This is a genomic window from Chloracidobacterium sp., assembly GCA_025057975.1.
Lineage (GTDB): Bacteria > Acidobacteriota > Blastocatellia > Chloracidobacteriales > Chloracidobacteriaceae > Chloracidobacterium.
Map to the genome: position 1 here is coordinate 138,999 of JANWUV010000009.1, position 24,109 is coordinate 163,107.

Consider the following 24,109-nt stretch of genomic DNA (forward strand, 5'->3'; position numbering starts at 1 on the left):
GCCGGTACGGTGGCGTAGCCAAGTGGTAAGGCACGGGTCTGCAAAACCCTTATTCGTCGGTTCGATTCCGACCGCCACCTCCAATCGGACGGCGACGACGCGCCCTCATCTAGCCCAAAGCACCCCCCGGTCCCGACCACCACCGGAACTGTTGCCATGGCTCCCGATTTCTTTGTCGCCACCTCCTGTACGCTAATCATCACCGTCATGCTGCTGGCGTTGGCGCGCGTCTCGGCGGTGCGCGTCAAAAAGGGCGCGAGCCTGTACCGTGCCTCAATCCAGCCGTTGATTTTTATGTCTGGGGTGTTGTTCCTACTGTACGTGGTGAACATGGCCCTGATTCATCTGCTGATGGCGGTAGGCATGCGCGGCGATGTGGCGTTGTACAGTGTTCTGCTTCTCGACGACGTTTTGGCCTGCACACTCCTGCTGACGATGTTCCGCCGCAACGCCCTGCGTCAGGCGGCGAAAACGCTCAAGTAAGTCCACCTTGCAGGTTCAATCCCGTTGCGGTAGGCGGTTGACGACTTCGCTTGGCGTGACCGCTATGATTTGTACTTGACCGGCGACTTCCGGCGGCGGCGTCACCACCACCGCCCGCCGAGGCGGATGCTCCGACACCAACGCCTCGCTCAACGCGGCCTGAAAATCCCGCCCACGAAGCTTTTCCACAACGGACTTCGGCCCCTCCACCATCACCTCAAGGCGCACCGGCGGCGTCCCCGGTACGTCCAGAATGACATCCAACCGGCGGCGGACGATGACCGGGCGAATCGTCACCTTCACCTCGACTTCCTGCGCGCCGACAATCTCAATCCGCGGGTCCTTGACATCCACCTTGTACCGCTCGACAAACGACTGGTCGTGAACGTTGAGCCAGATGGTCTCGGTCCCGACGGCCTGCAGAGCGTACACCTGCGATTCCGGTCCGCGCAGTTTCGTCGTCGGCGGTGAAACCTGATACTCGGCGATTTCCCGATCCACCGGCAGCGCCCCGCGAAAGTTCGGCTTGATCTCCACTTCACGGTACACCTGCCGCTCCAGACTGAGGGTAATCCGCGCCGGTTCAATCTCCAGAATCTCTACGTTGGCCGGTTTCTCAATGCGCGCATCTTCCCGCAGCAAAATGACCCGCTCGCCGGGATTTTTGCCGGCCAGCGGGACGGTGACGACAAAGGACTCCGGGCGCAACCGCTCGACGACATCCCGCGGCCCGCGAACGCGCAACGTCACCTCCTGAACCTCGTTGCTGTTGGCGATGACCAAATCCTCCCGCAGCCCTTGGTAGGTGATGGGCACGCCGCGCAACACAAATGGAATGGCGTCCTGCTTCGTCGCCGACAGCCACAAGGCGCTCGTGATAACGGCCGCAATGAGCTTCAGGGTGAAATTCTCGACCAACAAGGTGTGACACCGCTCCCCTAACCACGCGCCCCAGTGTCGTCCCTGACGCCAAATTGCAGCGACATCCAGCGCTCCACGTTCACTGACCCGTGAAACGCGCCCTTCACCGACCAGCGCCGGCGTACTGGCTACCGGCGTTTCGCTTGTCTCGCTAGGCGCATCGGCGGTGACGTAATCCACACTGGAGGTGTCCTCAACCACCAAGGTTCGTCGTCGCCGCCGCCGCGCCGGGGGCGGCGCGCCTTCGGCGGCGTTCATGGCGCGGGACAACAACGCCCGAACCTCCCGAATGCCAAGGCCGCGCTTGATCTGGCCACCCTCGACGCATGACACCAAACCGGTCTCTTCCGAGACGACAATCACAAAAGCGTCGGTTTCTTCCGTAATCCCAATCGCCGAGCGGTGGCGCGTGCCGGTGTCCTTGGAAAGCCGTGGATTGAGGGTCAGCGGCAGAAAGCAGCTCGCGGCGGCGATACGTCCTTGCCGAATAATGACCGCGCCGTCGTGCAGCGGCGCCTCCGGGTTGAACAGGTTGACGAGCAGGTCATAGCCGACCACGGCGTCGAGCCGAACGCCGCGCGCGATGTATTCATCCAGATTATCCTGCCGTTCAAACACAATGAGTGCGCCGGTCTTTTTCGCTGCAAAGGTTGTCACCGCCAGCAGCACGTCTTCATACTGCGCCGCCGGCGACTTCGGCGTCCGCCATCCGAACAGCGCCGGTAGGCGGATGTTCCGCCCAAAGCGCGCAAACGCCGTACGAATTTCGTTCTGGAACAACACGACGACGGCGAAACCAACGTAGAGCAGGCTGTGACGAATGACGAATTCCAGCGTCGGCAGACGCAGCCAGTGGGACGCCTGATACAGCAGCGCCACCAGCGCAATACCCAGCGCAATCTGCGCCGCCCGCGTGCCCTTCAGGAGCTTGAGCACCTCATAGACGACCAGAAAGACCAGAACCAGATCAATGACGGACGCCAACCATGATTGACCAAGCCAGTGCAGGAGTGTCGTCATCACTAACCGCGTCTTCCCCGTCTACCAGTGGCCCAAGTGTGCGCCGTGGAACGCGCGCCGTCCCCTAACGACCAGTTCGCTATGCGTGCTGAAGACTCCAGACCGGCCTCACACCAATCGGCCGTCGTGCGCGGTGAACTTGACGACGCGCACATACCCAAACGCCGCCGCCCCAACGCCAACATAGTAAAGCATATCCGGCGGCCAGTGTTCGGGTGAAAGTTGCCAAAATAGCGTCAGATAGCCGAGCGCCCCAACCGTCACCCACAACCAATGCCGGTGGCGAACGCCTAGAGCATACGCGACCGTGAAGGACAGCCACAACACATGTGGGCCATAGCCCACGCCGTCGGGACGCAGCGTTTCCAGTCCCCACAGCGCCAAGTAGCCTACCGCTAACCCACGCAGAAAACGCTGGGCGGCGTAGTAGCTTGTCCAGTGGAACGGAAACAAGACGCTCGCCATGACCAACCCCAACAGCCACGCCTTGGCGTCCAGGAAGCGCGCTTGCGCCTCCGGCGCAACAAACGTCGCCACCGCCCATGGGTAACTCGCCGCCAACCAGACCGGCAGCGCCAAATCCCGCAGCACTTTGGTCAGTCGCGTTTGGGGCAGCGCCCAAATATCAAGCAAGACATACGCCAAGTAGGCCGCCGTCGGCAGCGTCGGCGTCTGATGTAGCCCAACCAACCCAAAGCTCGCCAGCCAGACGACGAAAGGGACATACTCGTACGAACGCAGCGCTGACGCCGGACGACTGTACCGTTCCGCTCGCTTCGCGCCGACCTTCAACGCCGGAATGAGGCGGCGCTCAATCGCTTGTCGGAGTTCTTCGGTCAGCGCGCGGGCAAGCGCCGGCTCCGCTTCCGCCGGAACGCCGGCCGTTGTGGGCGGCTGAAGCGGTGGGTGGTACTTGACCGTGATCTTGCGCGGCAGCGGCAACCACTGTCCGCGCGGCCAGGCGGCGCGCGCCCCAGCGATTGTCACCGGCACGAGCGGACACTGCGCCGCGAGCGCTAACCGCGCCGCGCCTGACTTGAGTAGGGCGTTCATACGTCCTTCCTTGGAGAGGCCGGCTTCGGGAAAAATCCCCAGCGCCTCGCCGTCACGCAGCACTTGCAGGGCTTGGAGAAAAGCCTGCTGATCGCGGCGAGCCGTATCCACAGGAAACGCGCCGAGAAAACGAATCAACGGACCCAACACCGGAATGGTGAACAGCCGATCCCAAGCAACGAAGCGAATCCGCCGCCGAATGGGCAAGGAGATGAGTACCGGATCGAGATAGCTGGGATGATTGCCGGCCAGAATGACTGCACCAGTCAGTGGGACGTTTTCAACGCCCGTGTATTCGAGCGTAAAAAACACGCGAAAGAGCGCGTGAACAATGACCTTGATGACCCAAAGCAAAGGCCGTTCCGCCTCCCCAATCGGGCAATGCGTTATGAACGCCTCGCTAATGACCGCAGCTCCGACTTAAGTTTCTCAATCTGGATGATCTTTTCCGTCACCTGCTCAAAGAGTTCGCGTTTGGCGGCGATTCCCTCGCCAATCAAGTAGGCCGCCGCTTCCGAGCGGTTGGCAAAAATTCCTGCTTGGACAAGCATCTCAATCGAACGCAGGGCGTCTTCGGACAGGTGCACGGTCACGTTCAAGTCGCGGCTAGCCAGCGCCTGCTGAATCGCCGCCCCGATGGAACCCGGCAACCGACTGATGGACTCCGGCAGCGTCCGCGCCAGTTCACGGACAGAACTGGTGATTTCCTCAATCGTTCCCTTCGGCTCGTCGCTCGGCGGATTCGGCAAGGGGCCGGCCGGCGGCGTATCGTCTTTTCGTTCAATAATGACAACCTTGCGCTCCTCAGGTCCCGGCATGGCGGCGCACCTCCAATGAAAATTCCAACGCCGCAAATTACTCCCCAACTTGGGTTTCTGCAAAGCCCACCTTTGTGTCAAACCGTCGCGCCGATGCACCAACGCAGGTTGACCAAATGATTTCACCGTAGCTATATTCGCGCATCGTCTACAACCGTATGGCGCAATACACTTCGCGCCAACGGCTTTGTTCGCATTCATGCGTATCTTAAGCCTTCCGAGGACATTGGCCATGCCCGGTGGAACGAATGAAGTCATGCGCGACTTCTTCATCCGCGTCATTGGGAACACTCCTGAAGAACGATTCATCTATGTCATCCGTGCGCAAAACGCGCGGGCGGCCCTGAACCTACACATCAGCAATATGGGCGACCGGCCCTGCGTTGTTCTCGACGGGCTGACTGGCGAGGTCCTGGAACGTTACAACGTGGACAAGAAAGGGCAGTAAACCTCCCCTTCCGCTGCATCAACAATGGACGGTGGAAAGCAGAACGCCATCCACCGTCTTCTTTGCGCCGAGCGGCTTGATTCCCCCCAGCCAAGCCGTACGGCGGATCGGGGTTGGAATGCCTCGTGGGGTGGGCTGGTCCGTCGTCCATCGAAAGCTGCTGGGCAGAATCATTGCTCATGCCGCTCATCTCACAAAGCATCCGGGTCAACACCCAACGCATAGAGCTTGGCGCGTCATTATTCCTTCGCTCCACGCTCACGCTCTTTTTCGGTGCGATCTTGGACAGCTTGTTCAAGCGCCGCTTTTGTTGTTCTTCCTCCGGTTTCTTCTCCCGCTTCAGCGCCTCCGTCTTTGCCTTTTAGTCTTCTCCCGTCACTGGAGCAACGGCTTCCAGTTGCATGGTCAACCAACGCCGCTAGAAGCCGTTATTCCCCACGTGCGACCTGCTTGCACTCCCTTTCGGACGCGGCAAGTAGGCTTCCGCGAAATTTCAGAATGTCAACTTCAGCGCCATCTGAATCCGGCGCGCACTACTAACCACGCCGTCCCGGATACGCCCGAAGGTCGCCGCTGTCACCACGGCGGTTGGGAACGCAAACGACGGTGTATTCGTCGCGTTCTGCATTTCCAGCCGATACTGGAGATTGACGCCTTCCACGATGCGGAATGACTTGGCCACCGTCAGGTCAAGCTGGAAAAAGCCTGGCCCGGTGAAGAAGTTGCGCCCGGTGTTGCCTAAGGTTCCAGGCGCGGGGATGCTAAACCGCGCGCGTTCATCCGCTGTGAAGTAGAAGTTCGTTCCGGCTTCCTGCCGTACCGAACCGAGCGACCGCGAACAGCCGTTGCAGTCGGCGAACGACTGCACGGCGTTGCTGAGCGTATTCGCGCCGGAAAAGACTGTGAACGGCCGTCCCGACGTGAGCCGGACGATACCGGCGACCATCCACCCGCCGATGACCTGATCAATCACCGGATTGAGATTGTTGGCGTACTGCCGCCCGCGCCCAAACGGCAACTCCCATACGAAGTTGCCCTGCAGCGAGTGCGTCCGGTCAAAATCTGAGCGGGCATAGTTGATGCGCCGGTTGCGCAGATCGAACGGCGTACTCGACGCCGATTGCACGTTGCCGCTCGCCGCCACCGTGAAGGTTGGGTCAAACGACCGCGTGTCGAGCGACTTCGCAAAGGTGTAGCTTACTTGGAAGCTCAGCCCATCGCGGAAGCGCCGTGACAGCTGCACCTCACCGGCGTGGTAGTTGGAGAAGTCGTAGTTGTCAATGATGAACAACCCGCCGGTGTACTGCGGAAAATCAAAGAAGAAAAACGGTGAAAAGCCGCGCGCCGGCAAATTCGCGCCGACCTGCTGCGCTAGTGAAACGGCTAAGCCGGCGACGTTGTTCGTCGTCAGGCTGCCGCGAAAGTTGTTGATGGTCGTCTGCGAACCGGTCGGACTGCCTAGCAGCGCGTTGATGAGCGGACTATTGCAGGCCGGCGTAAACGTCCCGGACACGGCGCAGGGGCGCATGATGTTGAACGCCTCCAGGAAGCCATTTTCAAAGATTTTTACCTGATTGGCGTTGTAGCCGCTCAGCAGCCCGTTCCCATGCCGGCCGATGTAGTTGACTTCCAGCACCAGGTTCCAACCCAGATCACGCTGCACGCTCAACGCCCACTGGTGAACTTTCGGCGTCCGGTAGCGTGGGTCAAACGCCGTGATGCTGTTGACCGAAAAGGCCGGCGGCTGCCGCAGCGCATCCGGCGACACGCCCGCCGGTGGAGCCAGCGTCGGCAGGTTGCGCAACCGCCCGCCACCCTGCCCAAAGGCGTCATTGTTGACGCCTAACGTCGCGCCTGGCACAGTCGGCAGGATAAACGACGAGGTCACAAACGTGTTGAGTCGGTCATACGCTAAGCGATAGTTGACGCGCACTGAGGTCTTCCCATCGCCGAAAGGATCCCAAGCCACGCCAACGCTCGGCCCGAAGTTGTTCCAGTCGTCGGCGAAGGGCTTACCGTTGAACCACGCGGCGGTATTGGTCGGCGCAGCACCGAAATACAGCGGAACATTCGGTACAGCCAACCGATTTGGCTCGCGCATCGCGGGGCGTCCCTCCCACCGCACGCCGTAATCTACGACCAAATTTGGACGCAAACGCCATGTATCCTGGAGGTACAGGTCGTATTCCGGGTAACGCGCATCGGCGGTGAAAATCGTGCCGGGCGGGCCGTACCGGTCGCCAATTGAGACAAACGCCTGCGAGATGCGCCCCACCCGCCCCAGCAGATTATTGATGGTGCGCTGAAGCAGCGGCAGATCAAACGCCGTGTTGATATTCCCCGGAATGCTGAAAGCAGTGACGCTGACCGTGTTGATCGCCGTACTGAAGTTGACCGAAGGCTGGGTGTTGAGGCCCGCGACGGAGGTCCGCCGGTCAATATGCCGTCCAAAGCGCAGATTCATGCCGGCTTTGATGGTGTGCGCGCCGCGTACGTAGGTGAAGTTATCCACGAACTGAAAGGTCGTCAGCGCACGCCGGTTGATGACCGGGGCAAGGTTGGAAATCGGCGTCGTGATGTCGTTGAACGTGATTGGCGGGTTGTTGGCGAAGTTCGGATCGGGGTTGTCGAAGCTGAACGTGAAACGATTCAGACCGACCACGAACTCATTGGTGATGTTGCTGGCTGGCGACCACCGATGGTTGATGGCGACGTTGCGGGGCGACCGGCGCGTGTCCACAAGACGCGGCGTATTGGGAAACGCCGCCGGGCCGGCGTTGGCGAAGTCGCCGAGTGAGTCCTGCCTTCCCCAGGAGACGCGCGCAAACACCGTCTGGCGGTCGCTAATGATGTAATCCACCTTCACAGTGTAATCCTCTTGCTGCTCCTGTCCGCGCGCGTTGAAGAGGAAACCGGCCGTATTGAGGCCGTCGCCGACGGCGAAGTTGTTCGGCAGCGGCGTCAGGTCAATGACGCGCCGAATGGTTGGGTCAAGCCCAAGTCCCTGCGGGTCCATCATGCCGATGTTGTACGTCCCGATGCTGAGACCCGGCACGGGATTGCCATTGGCGTCCACCGACGCGCCCGTGGCGCCGAACGGGAGGTTGCGCCCGCCGATGACGTAGCGAAACAGCCCCTGCCGCGCCGCCTGCGTGTAGACGATGCGCGTTACCGGCCGCCCCTCGCTCGCCCGCAACACCTGCACGTTGGTAAAGAAAAACAGCCGGTTGCGAATAATTGGGCCGCCAAGGCTGCCGCCGCCGATATGCTGAACAAACTGGCGCTTGGCGATGCCGTTGAGGTTGTTTTCGTACTCGTTCGCGTTAAACCCCGGCGTTTGGTAGAACCAAAACCCCGTGCCATGAAACTCGTTCGTTCCCGAACGGGTGATCATGTTGACCTGCGCCCCGCTGCTGCGGCCGTTTTCAGCCGACGGGTTGCTGGTGATGACGCGGAACTCGGCCAGCGCATCCGGGTTGACGCGCGTCGGCGAGAAATTCGAGCCGCCGGCGCTCGTTTCATTCGTGTCAACGCCGTCAAGCGTGAAGTTCACGGCGCGGTCGCGCGCCCCGTGGACGTGAACGCCGCCGCCGGTGTTCGCCCCGACGACGACGCCCGGTTGAAAGTTGATAAAGTCAAGCGGATTGCGCCCGCGCGCGCCAACAATGGGGAGGGCGACGATCACCTGCCGCTCGACAAGGTTACCCAAGTTGCCGGAACTGCTCGTCTGAATTCGTTCGGCCGCACCAGTGACCTCTACAACTTCCTCCGTGCCGCCGATCTCAAGCGTCGCGTTGACCGTCGTGGGCTGGCCGACATTGACGGCGTTTCCCCTCAGTACCAACTTCTTGAAGCCGGCGGCTTCCACCATCACCGTATAGACGCCGACTTGAACGGAATCAAAGACATACACGCCGCTTTCTCCAGTTTGGGTCTCAAAAACGGCGTTGGTGCCTTCATTGGTAAGGGTGACGCGCGCGCCGGCGACAAGCGCGCCGGATGGGTCGCGCACCGTCCCCGTAAGACGCGACGTCGTACCCTGCGCCCACGCCGGGCCGATCCAGCCAAGCGTCAGGACGACAAAGCAAAACCAAGCGGCTGACCAATGATCGGCCGCGCGAGTGAGCTTCCAGACAGCGGGCATAGCAAACCTCGCAGAAATTCAAATATGGGTTTTTGGAACGCCCCATCTTGCCGCTTTTCTCTGCAGTTGTCACGTGGGCGCTTTGGGCGGACAAATCCACGTCATATGGCTGTCAGCTTCGGGTTGCCGTCCGGCAAGCGACAAGCTAGCTTAGCGTCTGCGGTTCATCGCGCTTCTTCATCAAATCAACAGCTCACTCTGGTCGGCGGCCCTCCGAGGCAGTTCGTGCGGCTTCTGCGTCGCCTGCTCCAGCCCCGGCCGCGCTAAACCTTCCACCGTACGGTAGGAGGCGTTCGCTTTGAAGCCGTTTGTTTTCCGCATTAGGTCGTCACAGTGTGAAGAGCGTTGCCGGTGGCTGTGGTTAGCGGTTGGCCTCTGTGTCGGACTCTCCCTGATCGCCTCCGGGCGGACCAACGAACCAACCACCGCCAGCGAGCTGCTAGCGGCGGCGCAGGCTTTTCGGGAGGCGCATGCTTATCCAACAGCGGTCCGCTACGCCCTACAGGCCGCCCAACTCGGTGACGCTGCCGTACAGGCCGATGCGCTGGCCGAACTGGGGCTGATTTATCTGACGGCTGAGTGCCTTGGACCAGCCGCGCAGCATTTCCAAACGCTCGCCCACCGCTTCCCAAACGACCCGCGCGGGCCGACCGGACTGGCGGCAATTGCGCTGGCCGAGGGTCGGCTGAACGAGTGCGAAACGCGCTTGATGGAACTTCTGGCGACGTACCCAGACGCCGTCGGCGTACACATCCTCGGCGCGCGACTGTTTCTTGAGCAAAACCGGGCGGTGGAAGCACGGCGTCACGCCGAACGGGCGGCGGCGCTGGCGCCAAACAACCCGGAGGCGCTGGCTGCTCTGTGCGCCGTGCGCGTCATAGAGCGCAAACCCGACGATGTCCGCCGCTTGGCGGAGCGCGTTCTCGAACTCCAGCCGAACAACATCCGTGTCCGTCGCACTTACTCGCAGTACGTCCGCAGTCGCAAGGCGCATCCGCCGCCGCCGCCGGCGGCGCGAGCGGCGTACGCGGCGGCGCAGGCGGCGCGGCAACGCAACGCCATCGCCGAAGCGATGGCGCGATACGACGAAGCGTTGGAAAAGCATCCGACCTTCTTTGCCGCGCTGCTAAGTCGGGCGGCGCTCGCCTTGGAAAATGACGACATCGCCTACGCGGAGCGGTTGGCGCGGCGGGCGTTGGCGCTTGATCCACAGCATCCGCTGCCTCACTTGCAGTTGAGCTTGGTCAACTTGGCGCGACATGAAGCAGCGGCGCGCGAACTTGGTGCGCGCCTTCCCCAGATGGTTTTTACCGAAGTTGGCGAAAAGCCAGCGGACCTAGAGGTCGTCTTTCCTAACTTTGACGCGCTGACGCTGCGTCAACAACAGATTGTTTTGGCGACCATCGCTCCGCTGGCGCATTTTCTTCCCAAGCTGCGCCAGTGCGGCGCTAAGCACTGGATTCTCCCGCTTGACCGCTTGTTGGGCGACATACCGGGCTGTGAGCCGCTAGCCGAACGGGCGACGTTTGACGGCCGCTACTACGGCAGTTTGCGCGGTGTTGGGGGCGTCGTCACGGTTTCCGGTGTCGAGACCCTGCGCGTGGTTGAGTATGGCGGCTTCAACACGCTGGCGCACGAGTTTGCGCACCAGATTCATAGCTGCGCTCTAGATACCCCCACGCTGGAGCGGATTGAAAGGTTATATGAGGAAGCCGTCCGCGAGGGCCGGGCGCTGGACTACTACGCGGCTTCGGACAAGTTCGAGTACTTCGCACAGGGCTATGAGGCGTATGTTTCAACCGTCAAGCGGCGGCCGGCAAGCCCGACAGCCGGCCATACCCGCGACGAACTGGCCCGGCGCGATCCGAAATTGTTTGCTTTGTTTGAAGAACTCACTCATCGCGGCGGTGCCAACCCAGAGGCTCGCCTTCGCCGCCGTTAGTAGACCTTGGCCGTGCGCCTCAGCGACTGACAGAAAGTTCTCGTGACGACCTCTACGGCATGCGCTGGAAGTTCGCGTTGGGCGGCGGGCCGGGGTGGTCGGCGGCCGTACGGTTGGCGTTTGAGCGTGTCCGTCCGTCCGTGGTGATTCACAACGACGCCACGGCGGCGCAACCCTAGGGCGTGGAGAGATGCGCTAACCAAGCGCACGAAATCACTTTCAGCGCAGTCAAGCTTTTGGGGGAAGCAGGGCATTCCTAGCCTTGCCTGCGGGCTGATGGCTTCCACGCCGCCGGATGATTCGAATAGTTTGGGATAAGGTTTACCGCTCCCCGGAAGCGCCTCGCCCCCTGTTTTATGCCTGATGAGAGGAGTATCGGCGCAATGTCCACGGTTCTGCGCGATGTCAAAATCACCTGTGAAATGATCAAGATCGAGCATACGCTGTTTGCTCTGCCGTTCGCCTTTCTAGGGGCCTTTCTAGCGGCGCGCGGGCTACCCAGTCCGGCGCAGATGGCCTGGATTACGGTGGCGATGGTTGGAGCGCGGAGCGCGGCGATGGCCTTCAACCGTTTGGTGGATGAAAAGTATGACGCCGCCAACCCCCGTACGGCCGGCCGCGCCCTCCCAGCCGGACTAGTCAGCCGCCAATTTGTCGTGGCGTTTACGGTGGTTTCAGCAGCGCTATTCATCTTGGCGGCGGCGATGCTCAACCGTCTCGCGCTGTGGCTGTCACCCGTCGCGCTGGGATCAGTGCTGTTGTACTCCTACACCAAACGCTTCACAGCATTGTCGCACATTGTTTTGGGTTGGTGTTTGGCGATCGCCCCGGCTGGTGCGTGGATCGCCGTCCGGGGGACCCTGGAGGGAACGGCCGTGCTGTTGTCGCTGTGCGTCCTCCTATGGACGGCCGGCTTCGACATTCTTTACGCCTGTCAGGACTATGACTTTGATCGGCAGCACCCAGAGTTACACTCCCTGCCAAAGCGCCTTGGCGTCGCGCGGGCGATGGCGGTCGCACGCGGACTCCATGCCGCGATGTTTTTTAGTCTTGTCGCGCTTGTCGCTGTCACCAAGCTAGGATGGCTTGCCGTTGGCGGCGTTTTGGCGACCGGCGGCTTGTTGATCCATCAGCACCGGCTGGTGAGCCCAACCGATCTTTCCCGTCTGGACGCCGCGTTTTTTACGACCAACGCCTTCGTCAGCGTCATTCTGTTTCTAACGCTGGGCGCTGACGCGGCCTTTCTGAGTCGTTAGAGTCGTTTTTTGAGGAGGAAGCGAGAGCAGGGGCCTAGCGGGGGGCGGAGACGCTCCTCCAAGCCCGCCCAGCGGGGAACACACCGGCTTTCTCTTCCCACGGACGAGTACGGCCGCCCTAGCTTTCCCCGACAATTGCCGTCGTCCCACACAAACAGTTGACGGATAGGCGGCAATTGGCAAAGCTACGTCAGCCGTCTGTGCGTTACGGTACACTACTGCCGGATGTTTCCGGCCGCCCGGTCGTCGCCGCCAACTGCGCGCCGGGGCGCAACGCAAGCTGGAGTGGGGGTATGAATCTCTACGAATACGAAGGCAAGTCGCTGCTCAAAAAGTATGGCATCCGCGTCCCGGAGGGCATCTTCATCAACGCGCCCCAGAACACCGGCAGTATCGAGGCTTTTGTAGAGGAAGTCGGTGAAGTCGCCGTCAAGGCGCAGGTGCTGGCTGGCAAGCGGGGCAAGGCCGGCGGCATCCGCTTCTGCAAAACGGCTGAAGGCGCAGAACTCGCTGTCGAATTACTTCTGAACGCCACCATCCATGGGTCGGAATCAGTAGGCGTCCTTGTTGAACAACGGCTTTCGATCGTTGGGGAGTATTACCTCGCTCTGACGTTTGACGGCTGGTACCGCGCTCCTGTCGTCATGCTGAGCCAACAAGGCGGCGTGGACATCGAGGACATTGTCAAAAACAATCCTGAAAAAATCATCATCCGTCCGATTGATTCCATCTTTGGGTTGCCGGAGTGGAAAGCCCGCGAGATTGCAGCTGAGGCTGGTTTCCGTGAGGAACGCATGCGGAAAATGGCCGACCTGATGGTACGCGCCTACCGTTGCTTCCGAGAAAACGATGTCCGACTGCTTGAAATCAATCCGGTCATTGAGACGCCAAAGATGAACTTTTTTGCGGCCGACGCGGTTGTGATCCTCGACGACGACGCCATGACGCGCCACCGCGACTTCAACTACCCACCACGCGGTGGTCTGGGGCGGCCGCTGACCGAGCGCGAACTCCAAGCCAAACTCATTGACCAGAATGATTACCGAGGCGTCGCCGGCAAATACATTGAACTCGACGGTGACATCGCCATGATGAGCGCCGGGGGCGGCGGCTCGCTGACGAATATGGACGCGCTCATCAGCTATGGCGGCCGTCCAGCCAACTACACCGAGTACGGCGGCAACCCACCGGCGGAGAAAGTCGAAAAACTAACGCGGGTTGTGTTGTCCAAGCCGGGCCTGACGGCGTGCTGGCACGTTGGCGCGGTCGCCAACAACACCCGTGTAGACATCACCATGGAAGGGTTTATCGCCGGGCTGCGCGCCATTCGGCCGCCCTTCCCAATTGTCGTCCGGCGCGGCGGCCCAGGCTGGGAGGAAGCGCGGGCGGCGCTGGAGCGAGCGCGGGACGAACTCCATCTGGATATGACGATCTTCGGCCCGGAAATGCCGATGACGGAAAGCGCCAAGATCGTCATTCAGAAGAGCGAGGAATACAAAAACAAGCTGCGCAGCCTGAGTTGCTAGCGTGCGCTGTGGCCGGAACAAGCAAAGCGAGGCGTTCTTATGGGCATTTTGGTTGATGAAAATACCCACGTCGTTGTTCAGGGAATCACGGGGCGGGAAGGATCGTTCGTGACGCGGGAAATGCTGCGTTACGGTACCAAGGTGCTGGCCGGCGTGACGCCAGGTAAGGGCGGCGAGGAAGTTCACGGCGTACCGGTTTACGACACGCTCAAGCAGGCGTTGGCTGCGCACCCGACCATTAATACTTCGCTCGTATACGTCCCGCCGCTTTCCGCCAAGGACGCCGCCATTGAAGCCATCAGCAACGGCATCCGGCTGGTCAACATCATCACGGAGCGCGTCCCCATCCACGATACGGCCGACCTGTACTCCTACGCCGTCAGCAAGGGGGCGCGCGTCGTTGGGCCGACCTCGGTCGGCATCCTAACGCCCGGTAAATGCAAGCTTGGTCCGATTGGGGGCACCAACCCGGACTTTCAGTTCAAGCCGGGCAGGATTGGCATTGTGAGTAAATCCGGCTCGATGACGAGCGAAACGGCGTGGGTGTTGTGCCAGGCCGGTTTTGGGATCAGCACGGCGCTAAGCGTCGGCGGGGATGTCATCGCCTGCTCAACCTTTGCCGACATTCTGCCCCTGTTTGAGGCCGACCCGGAAACCGACGCCGTTGTGATGTTCGGCGAACCGGGTGGCGTTTACGAAGAACAGGCGGCGCAGTTAGTCAAGGATGGGGGCTTCACCAAACCGCTCATCGCCTTCATCGCCGGCAAGTTCGCCGACGCAATGCCGTCTGGGATCACTTTCGGGCACGCTGGGGCGATTATGGAGCGCGGCATGGGGAGTCCGCGTCAAAAGGTCGAGGCGCTGCGCGCCGCCGGCGTCTGGGTCGCTGACGTTCACCATGAAATCGCAACGCTAGTAGCCGAGGCTTTGAAGCAACGTGCCACGACGACCTGAGTGAAGCCAGCGACGGCAACCGCCCAAACCGCGTGGACGTTGAGGATGAAACAATACCTTGAAAGCCGTTATGCAGGTTGTTTGCAACCGTTGCTCACCATGGAAACCGCGTGTTATACGTGCTTTTTCCCACTAAGCCGCCGGCATCAAAGCCTAGCCGGCCGTCATGACTTTTTGGAGGCTTTCCTGTGAAGATTGCTGTTTGCATCAAGGCCGTACCAGAAACCGACACGCGCATCAAGATTGCCGCCGACGGTCGTTCGATTGACCGGACGGGTGTTAAGTTCATCATTAGCCCCTACGACGAGTTTGCGTTAGAAGAGGCTGTTCGGCTCAAAGAAGCCAAGGGCGGACAGGTCATTGCTCTCTCGCTGGGTGGAGATGAAGTGCCTAACTTGTTGCGCGAAGCGCTTGCGCGCGGTGCCGACGAGGCAATGCACATTACCGACGCAGGCGTCGCGGTGGACGATCCGCTGTGCGTCGGTAAAACGCTGGCCGCCGCCCTCAAAACCATCACCCCGGATATTGTGTTTTTCGGCAAACACGGCGTTGGCGGTGACCACCAGCAGGTACACACCATTGTCGCTGAAAAGCTCGGCTGGCCGCAGGTCACGGTCGTGACCAAACTGGAAGTAAGCGACGGGCGCTTGCGCGCCGAGCGCGAGATTGAGGGCGGCGTTGAAGTCATCGAAACCATGCTCCCGGCCGTCATCGCCGCGCAGAAGGGGCTCAATGAACCGCGCTACCCGAAACTGCAAAGCATCATGCAGGCGAAGAAAAAGCCGTTGGCGACGAAAACCTTCGCCGACTTTGGTTTGACGCCGTCTGATGTTGGCCCGGAAGCCGCTGGACTGATGATTATGGCGCTGCGGCTGCCGCCGCCGCGTCAGGCGGGACGTAAAATTACCGGCGACCCTGACCAGCAAGTCAGTGAGCTTCTAGCGGCTATGCAAAATGAGGTCAAGGTCATCTAGGGCTGGCGTTGCCGGGTTATTTTTTCAGACTGGACTGTTTTGAGGAGATTGGCGCTCATGTCGAACGGTGTTTTGGTGTTTGCGGAGCAGCGCAATGGCGCGTTCAAAAAGGCCACCTATGAGGCTCTGTCCGAAGGACGACGGATAGCGGACAAGTTAGGGCAGCCGATGTGCGCTGTCGTCATCGGCGCTAACATCGGGCAGTTGGCGAATGAGGCGGCGCACTACGGCGCGGACACGGTTTATGTCGCTGACGTAGCGCCGCTGGCGAAATACTCCACCGACGGCTACACCAAGGTCCTTGTTGAAGCCATTCAGACGGCGCAGCCGGCGGTTGTCTTGGCGTCGGCGACGGCGATGGGCAAGGACTTGATGCCGCGCGTGACGGCTCGGCTGGATGTCGGCTTGGCTTCAGACGTGACGGAAACCCATGTCACGGATGGCGTCTTCAGCGTTGTGCGCCCAGTCTACGCCGGTAAAGCCTTCGCAACTGTGGCGTTCCGCCGGACGCCGGCGGTCGCCACGCTTCGGCCGAATGTTTTTCCGGCCGCTGCGCCAGACACCAGCCGCACGGCCGAGATTAAATCAATCGGCGGGACAATTGTGGACGCCTTACAGGCCACAGTCACCGACATTTTGGCGGCGGCTAAAGGTAAAATTGAACTTACCGAAGCCAATATCGTCGTTTCGGGCGGGCGCGGCATTAAGGGGCCGGAAAACTACTACTTGATACAGGAACTGGCGGACGCACTCGGCGGCGCAGCTGGCGCGTCACGCGCCGTAGTGGACGCTGGTTGGGTTGATCACTCCCGTCAGGTTGGGCAGACCGGCAAAACCGTCAGCCCGACGCTTTACATTGCCTGTGGTATCTCTGGCGCCATTCAGCACCTAGCTGGCATGTCGTCCTCAAAGTTTATTGTCGCCATCAACAAAGACCCGGAAGCGCCGATTTTCAAGGTCGCCGATTATGGCATCGTCGGCGACTTGTTCGAGGTTGTGCCAAGGTTGACGGAGCAGGTCAAAAAGATGCGCCAAAACTAAAGCGCCCCCAATCAGTTTGGTTGGGCGGCGACACTCCCCCGGAAGAGGCCTGGTCATGATTTGTCCGAACTGTGGGGCGCAAAATCGTGACGACGCGAAGTTCTGCAAGTCCTGCGGCACGCCGCTGAAGCCGCTGGCGCGCGGCGCAAAAGACAGCTTGGCGACTGTGGCCGGCAGCCCTTCTACTGAAACTTCGCCATCCACGGTTGTTGGGCTTGAGGCCGTATTTCTCTCCGGGTTGCGCAAAGGCGAGCGCGTGACGATCACGACCTTTCCTGCGACCATCGGCCGTGACCCCAACAGCGTCCTCCCTTTGGCGCTTCAAGATCAGCTGGCTTCAACGCGCCACGCACAAATCTTGCATGAAGGCGGCGGCTATCTCCTGCGTGACGTTGGCAGCAGCAATGGGACGTACCTCAACGGTCACCGCATTACCGAAGTTTGGCTCAAAGATGCGGATGTGATTGAGTTTGGCATTGGCGGTCCAAAGGTGCGGTTTGACTTTATCCGCCAGCCGGAAGCCAAGTCGGTCGCCCCCGACCGGCTTGAGGCGGCCACCCTGCCTCCTCTGCCAGCGGTAGCCCCAAGTCCCAGTGAACCGACCATCTCGCGTCAGCCCACAGTCGGCGCTGACGCCTTCCTCCCGCCGCCGACGCCTGCGCCGGTTGTCTCACCCAATATAGAGACCGTAGCCAGCAGCCATCCTACCCCACCTGTTTTGCCAATGACGCCGCCGCCCCCGCCGCCGCTCCCTGCCTCACCACCGTCGGCGTTTGAGTCCGGGGCGACGGCTGTTCAGAGCGCTTCCGCTCAACCGCCCGGAGTGGCGGTGGCGCCGTCTGCTTACGAAGCGCCGTTGAGTACGCCGCCGCCGTCGGAAACAGGGGGCGGTAAGTCGAAGCTTGTCTTGTTTATTGCCATCGGCGGCGTCGTGTTCGTCCTGTTGCTGCTGGTGGTCGTGGTGGTGGTGTATTTCGCCATCTCCTCGAAATGAAAGGGCGGGCGATTCTCTGCTTCGGTGGAGAAGACTGGTGGTATCACCACCCCCACGCCAACAACCACCTGATGAAGCGCTTTGCACGCGACAATCAAGTGGTGTTTGTGAATTCAATTTCGATGGGGCTGCCCAGTCTCGGCAGCCCGGAGCTGGTCACCAAAATCCGCCGGAAGCTGCGCAGCTACGCTAAGTACCTTCGCCGAACGCCGGAAGGCATCTGGGTTATCACCCCAATTCTGTCGCCTTTCTTCGCCAATCCTACGTGGCGACGCATCAACCGCTGGCTTCTGGTCGCTCAACTGCGGCTGCTGCTGCGCTGGCTGCGCATCGAACATCCCATCTTGTGGATCGCCATCCCGACGGCGCGCGACATGGTAGGCCAGTTCAACGAATCTCTAGTTGCATACCATGTCTCGGACAAATATGATGCCAATCCAGTGGATACGGGTGGGCAGGTCGCCTTTATCCGCCAACTGCATGAGGAACTCATCGAAGCGGCGGATATTGTTTTCTACCACGGGTGGAAACTGCTGGCCGACGCCCGCCGGGGACGTGAAAAATCCGTGCTGTTGGAGCAGGCGGTTGATTTTGAGCACTTTGCCACAGCGCGGCATGGCGGTTGGGAGTGTCCTCCGGCGTTAGCGCCGATCAAGCGACTCGGAAAACCGATTCTCGGCTTTTTCGGGGCAATTGAACGGTGGCAAATTGACCAATCGTTAGTGGAGTACGTCTGTGACCGCCGCCCGGACTGGCAGTTTGTGTTTATTGGTAATAAAACGGCTCCCCTGCGGATTGAATCGCGCCCCAATGTTCACTTCATTCCGGCGCAGCCTTACGCCGACCTCCCGGCCTTCGCCGCGCACTTCGATGTTTGCATTGTGCCAAAAGACGCCACACAGGACATCGTCAAGTACACCAGCGCCACCAAGGTCCGGGAATATCTGGCGACCGGTAAGCCGGTAGTTATCGTCCCCATTCCAGAGTTCGAACCGATGGCGGATGTCATCCGCATCGCTCGAACGCCAGATGACTTCATCCATCACGTCGAGGCTTGTTTGACGACGGATACTGAAGCCGACGCCGACCGCCGCCAGATGGCCGTACGAGACAAAACTTGGGACGCCCGTTTTGTCGAAGTGGCCGCCCTGCTGGAACAGGCGCTAACCCGGCGACGGCAGCCCGCGCCGCCACCTACGGACGCCGCACGGTAGTCCGGGTTTACGCCCGCCGGACGCGAACGTACGATAAAAGTGTACGATAAAGCACACCTGGCGTTTGCGCAGTGCGTAGCGTACAGCGTTCTCCCTCTCCGGTGTAGAGCATTCAGGACGGCGCGACGATGACGGCGACGGCTTCATCAGTACCCAACGCCCCGGGCCAACGCCTGACCGTCAGCTAGCTTGTGAGCGACTTTGTAGGCTGCCGCTTCCAACGTTGTGCGATTTCGGAGATTGGATAGCTATGAGCCGGAATGCCATGCGATACGAGATCGATCCTAGCGAGGAGATGTTTTCTTCCGAGGAAGAAGATCACCTAGCGTCGGAGCCATCAGATGACGACGCCAGCGACACCATTTCGGTCTATCTCAAATCGCTGTCGCACACCAAGTTACTGACGCGACAGGAGGAGACCATGGTCGCGCGGGAGATGGAGCGCCATGAGCGCCGCGCCCTACGCCTGTTGTCGCGGGCGCTGCCGGTCGCCGCTTATGTTGTTCAGCTCGCCAAAAACTTGCAGGCGGAGGGACTTCGACTTTCCGATCTCCTGGTTGTTTCGCGCGGCGAGGAAGAGTCGGATGCGGAGCGGTGTGAAGCGCCGCTCAAGCCTGACATAGACGAACGGCAAGAACGCGCGCTGCGCGAGAAGTTCGCCGCTATTGAAGCGGCGCACGCTGGCATTCGCGCCATGGTGGCGCAACCCGGCTACAAGCACACCAATCGCAACTTCGACGTACGCCGGTTGCAAGTACAAATCGGGCGCATTCTCTACAAAATACCTTTCAACAAGACCATCCGACGGCGCATTGAAAACGCCTGGGGTCACGTCGTGGATGAAGCGTTGACCCTCAAGGCGGAGCGTGCGCGGCTTGAATACCGACTCAAGGACGCGACCCTTGACGCCGCCACGACGCGCCTGCTCAAACACCAACTCAAGGCGGTTCGGGCGCGAATCCGAGCGATGGAGTGCGATAACGCGCTGCCGCTAGACGCCATCATCGCCAACTGGAAGCATTTCGCCGAGGTCAAACAAAAAGCGGAAGCCTACAAACTTCGCATGATTGAGTCCAACCTCAAACTGGTGGTCTTTATTGGGAGGGACTTCATGGGGCGTGGACTCGCCATGGAAGACATTATCCAAGAAGGCAACATTGGTCTGATTCGGGCAGTAGAGAAGTTTGACTGGCGGCGCGGCATCAAGTTTTCGACGTACGCTGTCTGGTGGATCAAACAGGCGATTCAGCTGGCGATCGCCAACCAGTCGCGCACCATTCGCTTGCCCACCTACATGGTGGATCGGGTCAATCGCGTCCGGCGTGTGCTGCGCCAAATGACGACAAATGGCGACGAGGAGCCGACGCCGGAGGAAATTGCGCCGCTGGTCGGCCTGACGCCGGAAGACGTGCGGCAGGTGCTCAATGTGGTGGCAGAGCCGGTTTCGCTTGAGACGCCGACGGCGGATGACGACGGCGAGCACTCGCTGGGCGACCTCCTCCCCGACCACAACAGCCAAGACCCCTTGCGCGCCTCAATGACGACGGAAATGGTGCAAAACCTACGTGAGGCGCTCAGTCGCCTGTCGGCGCGGGAGTCAGAGGTGCTAATGCTCCGGTTTGGGTTGATGCCGGACGGCCGCGAATGGACCCTCGAAGAGATTGGCGCGCGTTTCCAACTCACCCGCGAGCGGATTCGCCAGATTGAGATGCGCGCGCTGGCGAAGTTGAGCCACCCCAGCCGCAGCCGCAAACTGCGCGACGCCCTGTACCTATAAAGCCACTCCCTCAAAGGCAACCTTCATGCTGACGCTCAATGAATACCAGCAGGCCGCCGCACGCACCGCCGCCTACCCTAACCGTGGCGCCAACCTGATTTATCCGGTGTTAGGCTTGGCCAGCGAGGCTGGCGAGGTCGCCGGCAAGCTCAAAAAAGTCATCCGCGACGCCGACGGGAAGCTTTCCCCTGAACAGCGCGAGCGGCTTCTCGCGGAAGTAGGTGATGTGCTGTGGTACGTCGCGGCAGTATGCACGGAACTTGACGCCTCGCTGGAAGCCGTCGCCCGCGCCAACTTGGCAAAGCTGGCTTCACGGGCTGAACGCCACGTCATCGGCGGCGACGGCGACGTACGCTGAAGCGATCTCCCACAACACGAGCGGGTTCACTTGCGCCCAGACGCCACAGCATTCGGGCGACCCGGCGCTGAACGTTCACCCGCCGCAGGTTCCCCCGGCGACGTCGCGCGCGGCAAAGCTGTTGCCTTCATCCGCCGCAGCGTCGCCAGGCCTTGCTCAAAACGACTTCTCAAGTCAGCCCGCCCCCACTCGGTCAGCAGGCGCGCGCCGGGTTTGATTAGCGGCGCTATGCGTGCGTTCAACACAAAAGCCGGCTGCGCTGGAAAGGCTGTCAAAACTAGGTACACAGCTGAGAGAATGAGCCAAGCGCGGCCGACGCCTAGCGCCATGCCGCCCAGACGGTCAAGCTTTGCCAAGGACATCTTCCGCATTGCCTTACGCAGGCGACGTGTCAGGAACGCCCCGCCGACGCCCGCCGCGAGAATCGGCGCTAAAAACCCAAGGCCGTAGGCGATCGGCGACGCCAGCCCAAGCGCTGCGAAGCCGCGCCCGATGTCGTCGTAAAACACAAGCGCAACCACCAAACCGCCCAGCAATGCGCCGACGGAAACCACCGTCTTGATCATCCCCCGTAGTGCGCCACTGACGATGGAAAAAACCAGCACCACCCCGGCCAGCCAATCAAACGCCGTCATGCGAACCTCTTTCAGAAGAGCGCGTCGAGGGCGTCCAGCACTGACCGGACGCCGATAACCTCTAAACCATCGGGTACATCCAACCCCGGCAAATTTCCGGCGGGCATGATCACCCGTTCAAAGCCCATGGCGGCGACTTCGCGCAGCCGCGCCGCTGGTTGGCTGGTGGCGCGGACCTCACCAGCGAGGCCGACTTCGCCAAAAACGACCGTCGCCGGATCAATCGCCGTGTTGCGGAAACTCGACGCCAACGCCGCGACAATGCCCAAATCCACAGCCGGCTCGGCTAGCGTCAGCCCGCCGGCGACGTTGACAAACACATCATCGCCCAGCATCTGGAGGCCGGCGCGCTTTTCGAGCATCGCAATCAGCAGCGCCACGCGGTTTGGCTCAACCCCTTCGACAGTTCGGCGGCCGGTACCGTATTTGCTGCTGCTCACTAGCGCCTGCAACTCCACAAGCATCGGGCGCGTGCCTTCCATACAGGCGACGACGACCGATCCGGCGACGCCAACGGGACGCTGCTGCAAAAAGAGCGCCGATGGATTCGCCACCGGTACAAGCCCCGAACCCGTCATCTCAAACATGCCCAACTCGTTGGTCGCGCCGAAGCGATTCTTGACGGCGCGAATGACGCGATGGTTGTGGTGGCGCTCGCCTTCGAAGTAAATCACTGTATCCACAATGTGTTCGAGCGTTTTCGGCCCGGCCAGCGCGCCGTCCTTTGTGACGTGACCGATGAGAAAAATCGGTATGCCCTGATGCTTCGCCAACAGCAAGCACTGCCCAGCCGTTTCACGCACCTGCGAAACGCTGCCCGGCGCACTGTCCAGCCGCTCGGAATAGGCCGTCTGGATGGAGTCCACAACGATGAGCGTCGGCTTGAGGTTGGCGACGACTTCGAGCACTCGCTCCAAGCAGGTTTCCGGCAACAGGTGCAAATCGCCGGGGCGCAAGCCGAGCCGGTCGCCGCGCAACTTGATTTGCCGTTCAGATTCCTCGCCGCTGACGTACAACACCCGCTCGCCCCGACAACTCAGTCCGGCGGCCATTTGCAGCAGCAGCGTGGATTTGCCGATGCCTGGATCGCCGCCAATAAGCAGGAGGCTGCCTGGCACAATGCCGCCGCCCAACACGCGGTCAAGTTCGGCTATTCCAGACGAAAGACGCAAGTCATCTTGGCTCGGCACCTGCGCATAGAGCGTCGGCGCAATTTTCGCCGCCAGCTTCGCGCTTGCTTTTGAACCGCCTAACCCACGCGCCAGCGCCGCCGCTGAAACCGTCTTTTCCTCGCGCTCTTCGACAAACGAGTTCCACGCTCCGCAGTCAGGACAGCGGCCAAGCCATTTGCGGCTCTGGTAGCCGCACTGCTGACAGGCGAAAATCGTCTTTTCCTTGGGCATTTCGGGTTGCGTCCGGCTGAAATTTCAGCAATGAACGCACAAAGCGCGTTCCATGCGCCGTAAGCTTTCCACGAAAGGGCAACACCGCTCAATCCACCGTGACCATCCGCCTCTCCGACCTTTACTACGATCTGCCGCCTCACCTTATCGCCCAACAACCGTGCGAACGACGCGATCACGCCCGATTGCTTGTCCTCGACCGTCGCACGGGCGCGCGCCGGGACGCCTACGTGTACAACCTGCCGGAATTCCTGCGCAGCGGCGATGTTCTCGTTCTCAACGACACGCGCGTCTTTCCAGCGCGGCTCATCGGACGCCGTGAACCAAGCGGCGCTACGGTTGAGGTTTTGCTGGTGCGGGAACAATCGCCCGGCGTCTGGACGGCGCTCGTCAAACCGGGCCGGCGCGTCCGCGTCGGCGATCGGCTTGTTTTCGGCGACGGGTTGTTGCGTGGGCTCGTCACGGGGCGTACCGAAGACGGGCAAAGAACCATCGCGTTTGAAGACGTAGGCGACTTTTTCGCCCTCCTCGACGAGATTGGACGTACGCCGCTGCCGCCCTACATTGCGCGCGAGCAGGACAACCCCGCCGACCGCGAACGCTACCAGACGGTTTACGCCGCCGCGCCGGGTTCCATCGCTGCGCCGACCGCCGGCCTACACTTCACGCCGGAACTGCTGGCGACGCTCGCCGCCCAAGGCGTCGAAATCGTCAAGCTGACGCTGCACGTTGGCTACGGCACATTTCAGCCTGTCCGTACGGAGAACTTGGCGGCGCACCGCGTCGAGCCGGAAGTTTACATGGTGCCGGAGGAAACTGCCCGGCGCGTCACGGCGGCCAAGCGTGAAGGGCGGCGCGTCATCGCTGTTGGGACGACATCCACGCGGACGCTCGAAACCGTCGCGCGCGTTACCAAAGACGGCGTGGAAATCGTCGCCGGACAGGGCATGACGGATTTGACCATCGTGCCCGGCTTTTGCTTCCATGTGCTTGACGGCCTCATGACCAACTTCCATTTGCCGCAGTCGTCGCTGCTGGCGCTGGTCGTCGCATTTGCAGGCTATACACCGGTGATGGACGCTTACCGGCACGCTGTCGCCGCCGAGTATCGCTTTTACAGCTACGGCGACGCGATGCTCATTCTGTAA

Annotated in this window: 19 protein-coding genes and 1 tRNA gene; 14 read left to right on the forward strand and 6 right to left on the reverse strand. The window is 61.0% G+C overall.

Going from position 1 to position 24,109, the window contains the following annotated elements; genetic code table 11:
- Positions 1–8: 8 nt before the first annotated feature.
- Positions 9–83: transfer RNA gene (locus NZ585_09710), tRNA-Cys, on the forward strand.
- A gap of 73 nt (positions 84–156) precedes the next feature.
- Positions 157–483, forward strand: coding sequence for a hypothetical protein (locus tag NZ585_09715; protein MCS7080311.1), 327 nt, complete (start codon positions 157–159; stop codon positions 481–483).
- Between the two features lie 15 nt (positions 484–498).
- On the opposite strand, the gene cdaA is transcribed toward NZ585_09715, so the two are convergent.
- The 3 genes from cdaA to NZ585_09730 form a co-directional block, all read right to left on the reverse strand.
- Complete coding sequence (cdaA, locus tag NZ585_09720; GenBank protein ID MCS7080312.1) at positions 499–2,424, reverse strand: diadenylate cyclase CdaA; 1,926 nt, start codon at positions 2,422–2,424, stop codon at positions 499–501.
- 108 nt (positions 2,425–2,532) lie between these two features.
- On the reverse strand, positions 2,533–3,831 hold the full coding sequence (locus NZ585_09725; GenBank protein MCS7080313.1) for a 1-acyl-sn-glycerol-3-phosphate acyltransferase: 1,299 nt from the start codon (positions 3,829–3,831) through the stop codon (positions 2,533–2,535).
- 32 nt (positions 3,832–3,863) lie between these two features.
- Complete coding sequence (locus NZ585_09730; GenBank protein MCS7080314.1) at positions 3,864–4,295, reverse strand: ribbon-helix-helix domain-containing protein; 432 nt, start codon at positions 4,293–4,295, stop codon at positions 3,864–3,866.
- 232 nt (positions 4,296–4,527) lie between these two features.
- Between NZ585_09730 and NZ585_09735 the strand changes: the two genes are divergently transcribed.
- Complete coding sequence (locus NZ585_09735) at positions 4,528–4,743, forward strand: hypothetical protein (protein MCS7080315.1); 216 nt, start codon at positions 4,528–4,530, stop codon at positions 4,741–4,743.
- 493 nt (positions 4,744–5,236) lie between these two features.
- Here the strand turns inward: NZ585_09735 and NZ585_09740 are convergent, their stop codons facing one another.
- Positions 5,237–8,887 (reverse strand): TonB-dependent receptor, encoded by a 3,651-nt coding sequence (locus NZ585_09740; protein ID MCS7080316.1) that lies wholly within the window; start codon positions 8,885–8,887, stop codon positions 5,237–5,239.
- A gap of 298 nt (positions 8,888–9,185) precedes the next feature.
- Between NZ585_09740 and NZ585_09745 the strand changes: the two genes are divergently transcribed.
- The 10 genes from NZ585_09745 (at position 9,186) to NZ585_09790 (ending at position 20,923) form a co-directional block, all read left to right on the forward strand.
- The gene (locus NZ585_09745; protein MCS7080317.1) at positions 9,186–10,829 is read left to right on the forward strand and encodes a hypothetical protein; all 1,644 of its coding nucleotides are present in this window, start codon (positions 9,186–9,188) and stop codon (positions 10,827–10,829) included.
- A 383-nt stretch (positions 10,830–11,212) separates the two neighbouring features.
- A complete protein-coding gene (gene ubiA, locus NZ585_09750; GenBank protein MCS7080318.1) occupies positions 11,213–12,085 on the forward strand; it encodes a putative 4-hydroxybenzoate polyprenyltransferase in 873 nt (290 codons plus the stop codon).
- 200 nt (positions 12,086–12,285) lie between these two features.
- A complete protein-coding gene (locus tag NZ585_09755; GenBank protein MCS7080319.1) occupies positions 12,286–13,611 on the forward strand; it encodes an acetate--CoA ligase family protein in 1,326 nt (441 codons plus the stop codon).
- A gap of 39 nt (positions 13,612–13,650) precedes the next feature.
- Positions 13,651–14,565, forward strand: coding sequence for a CoA-binding protein (locus tag NZ585_09760; GenBank protein ID MCS7080320.1), 915 nt, complete (start codon positions 13,651–13,653; stop codon positions 14,563–14,565).
- Positions 14,566–14,753: 188 nt separating this feature from the next.
- Positions 14,754–15,539: an electron transfer flavoprotein subunit beta/FixA family protein gene (locus NZ585_09765; protein MCS7080321.1), complete on the forward strand. Its 786-nt coding sequence runs from the start codon at positions 14,754–14,756 to the stop codon at positions 15,537–15,539.
- Positions 15,540–15,596: 57 nt separating this feature from the next.
- The gene (locus NZ585_09770) at positions 15,597–16,580 is read left to right on the forward strand and encodes an electron transfer flavoprotein subunit alpha/FixB family protein (protein ID MCS7080322.1); all 984 of its coding nucleotides are present in this window, start codon (positions 15,597–15,599) and stop codon (positions 16,578–16,580) included.
- A gap of 55 nt (positions 16,581–16,635) precedes the next feature.
- The gene (locus NZ585_09775; protein ID MCS7080323.1) at positions 16,636–17,574 is read left to right on the forward strand and encodes an FHA domain-containing protein; all 939 of its coding nucleotides are present in this window, start codon (positions 16,636–16,638) and stop codon (positions 17,572–17,574) included.
- Positions 17,571–18,788: a glycosyltransferase gene (locus tag NZ585_09780; GenBank protein ID MCS7080324.1), complete on the forward strand. Its 1,218-nt coding sequence runs from the start codon at positions 17,571–17,573 to the stop codon at positions 18,786–18,788. The genes NZ585_09775 and NZ585_09780 overlap by 4 nt, the downstream gene beginning before the upstream one ends.
- 265 nt (positions 18,789–19,053) lie before the next feature.
- Entirely contained in the window at positions 19,054–20,565 is a 1,512-nt protein-coding gene (locus NZ585_09785; GenBank protein ID MCS7080325.1) for a sigma-70 family RNA polymerase sigma factor, read from the forward strand.
- Between the two features lie 28 nt (positions 20,566–20,593).
- Positions 20,594–20,923 carry a nucleoside triphosphate pyrophosphohydrolase family protein gene (locus NZ585_09790; protein MCS7080326.1) on the forward strand — a complete coding sequence of 110 codons (330 nt, stop codon included), beginning with the start codon at positions 20,594–20,596 and terminating at the stop codon, positions 20,921–20,923.
- A 26-nt stretch (positions 20,924–20,949) separates the two neighbouring features.
- Here NZ585_09790 and NZ585_09795 read toward each other — a convergent pair whose 3' ends face one another.
- Both NZ585_09795 and radA read right to left on the reverse strand, forming a co-directional pair.
- Positions 20,950–21,558 (reverse strand): CvpA family protein, encoded by a 609-nt coding sequence (locus tag NZ585_09795; GenBank protein MCS7080327.1) that lies wholly within the window; start codon positions 21,556–21,558, stop codon positions 20,950–20,952.
- A gap of 11 nt (positions 21,559–21,569) precedes the next feature.
- Positions 21,570–22,961, reverse strand: coding sequence for a DNA repair protein RadA (gene radA / locus NZ585_09800; protein ID MCS7080328.1), 1,392 nt, complete (start codon positions 22,959–22,961; stop codon positions 21,570–21,572).
- Positions 22,962–23,065: 104 nt separating this feature from the next.
- On the opposite strand from radA, the gene queA reads away from it, so the two are divergent.
- Positions 23,066–24,109 carry a tRNA preQ1(34) S-adenosylmethionine ribosyltransferase-isomerase QueA gene (gene queA, locus NZ585_09805; protein ID MCS7080329.1) on the forward strand — a complete coding sequence of 348 codons (1,044 nt, stop codon included), beginning with the start codon at positions 23,066–23,068 and terminating at the stop codon, positions 24,107–24,109.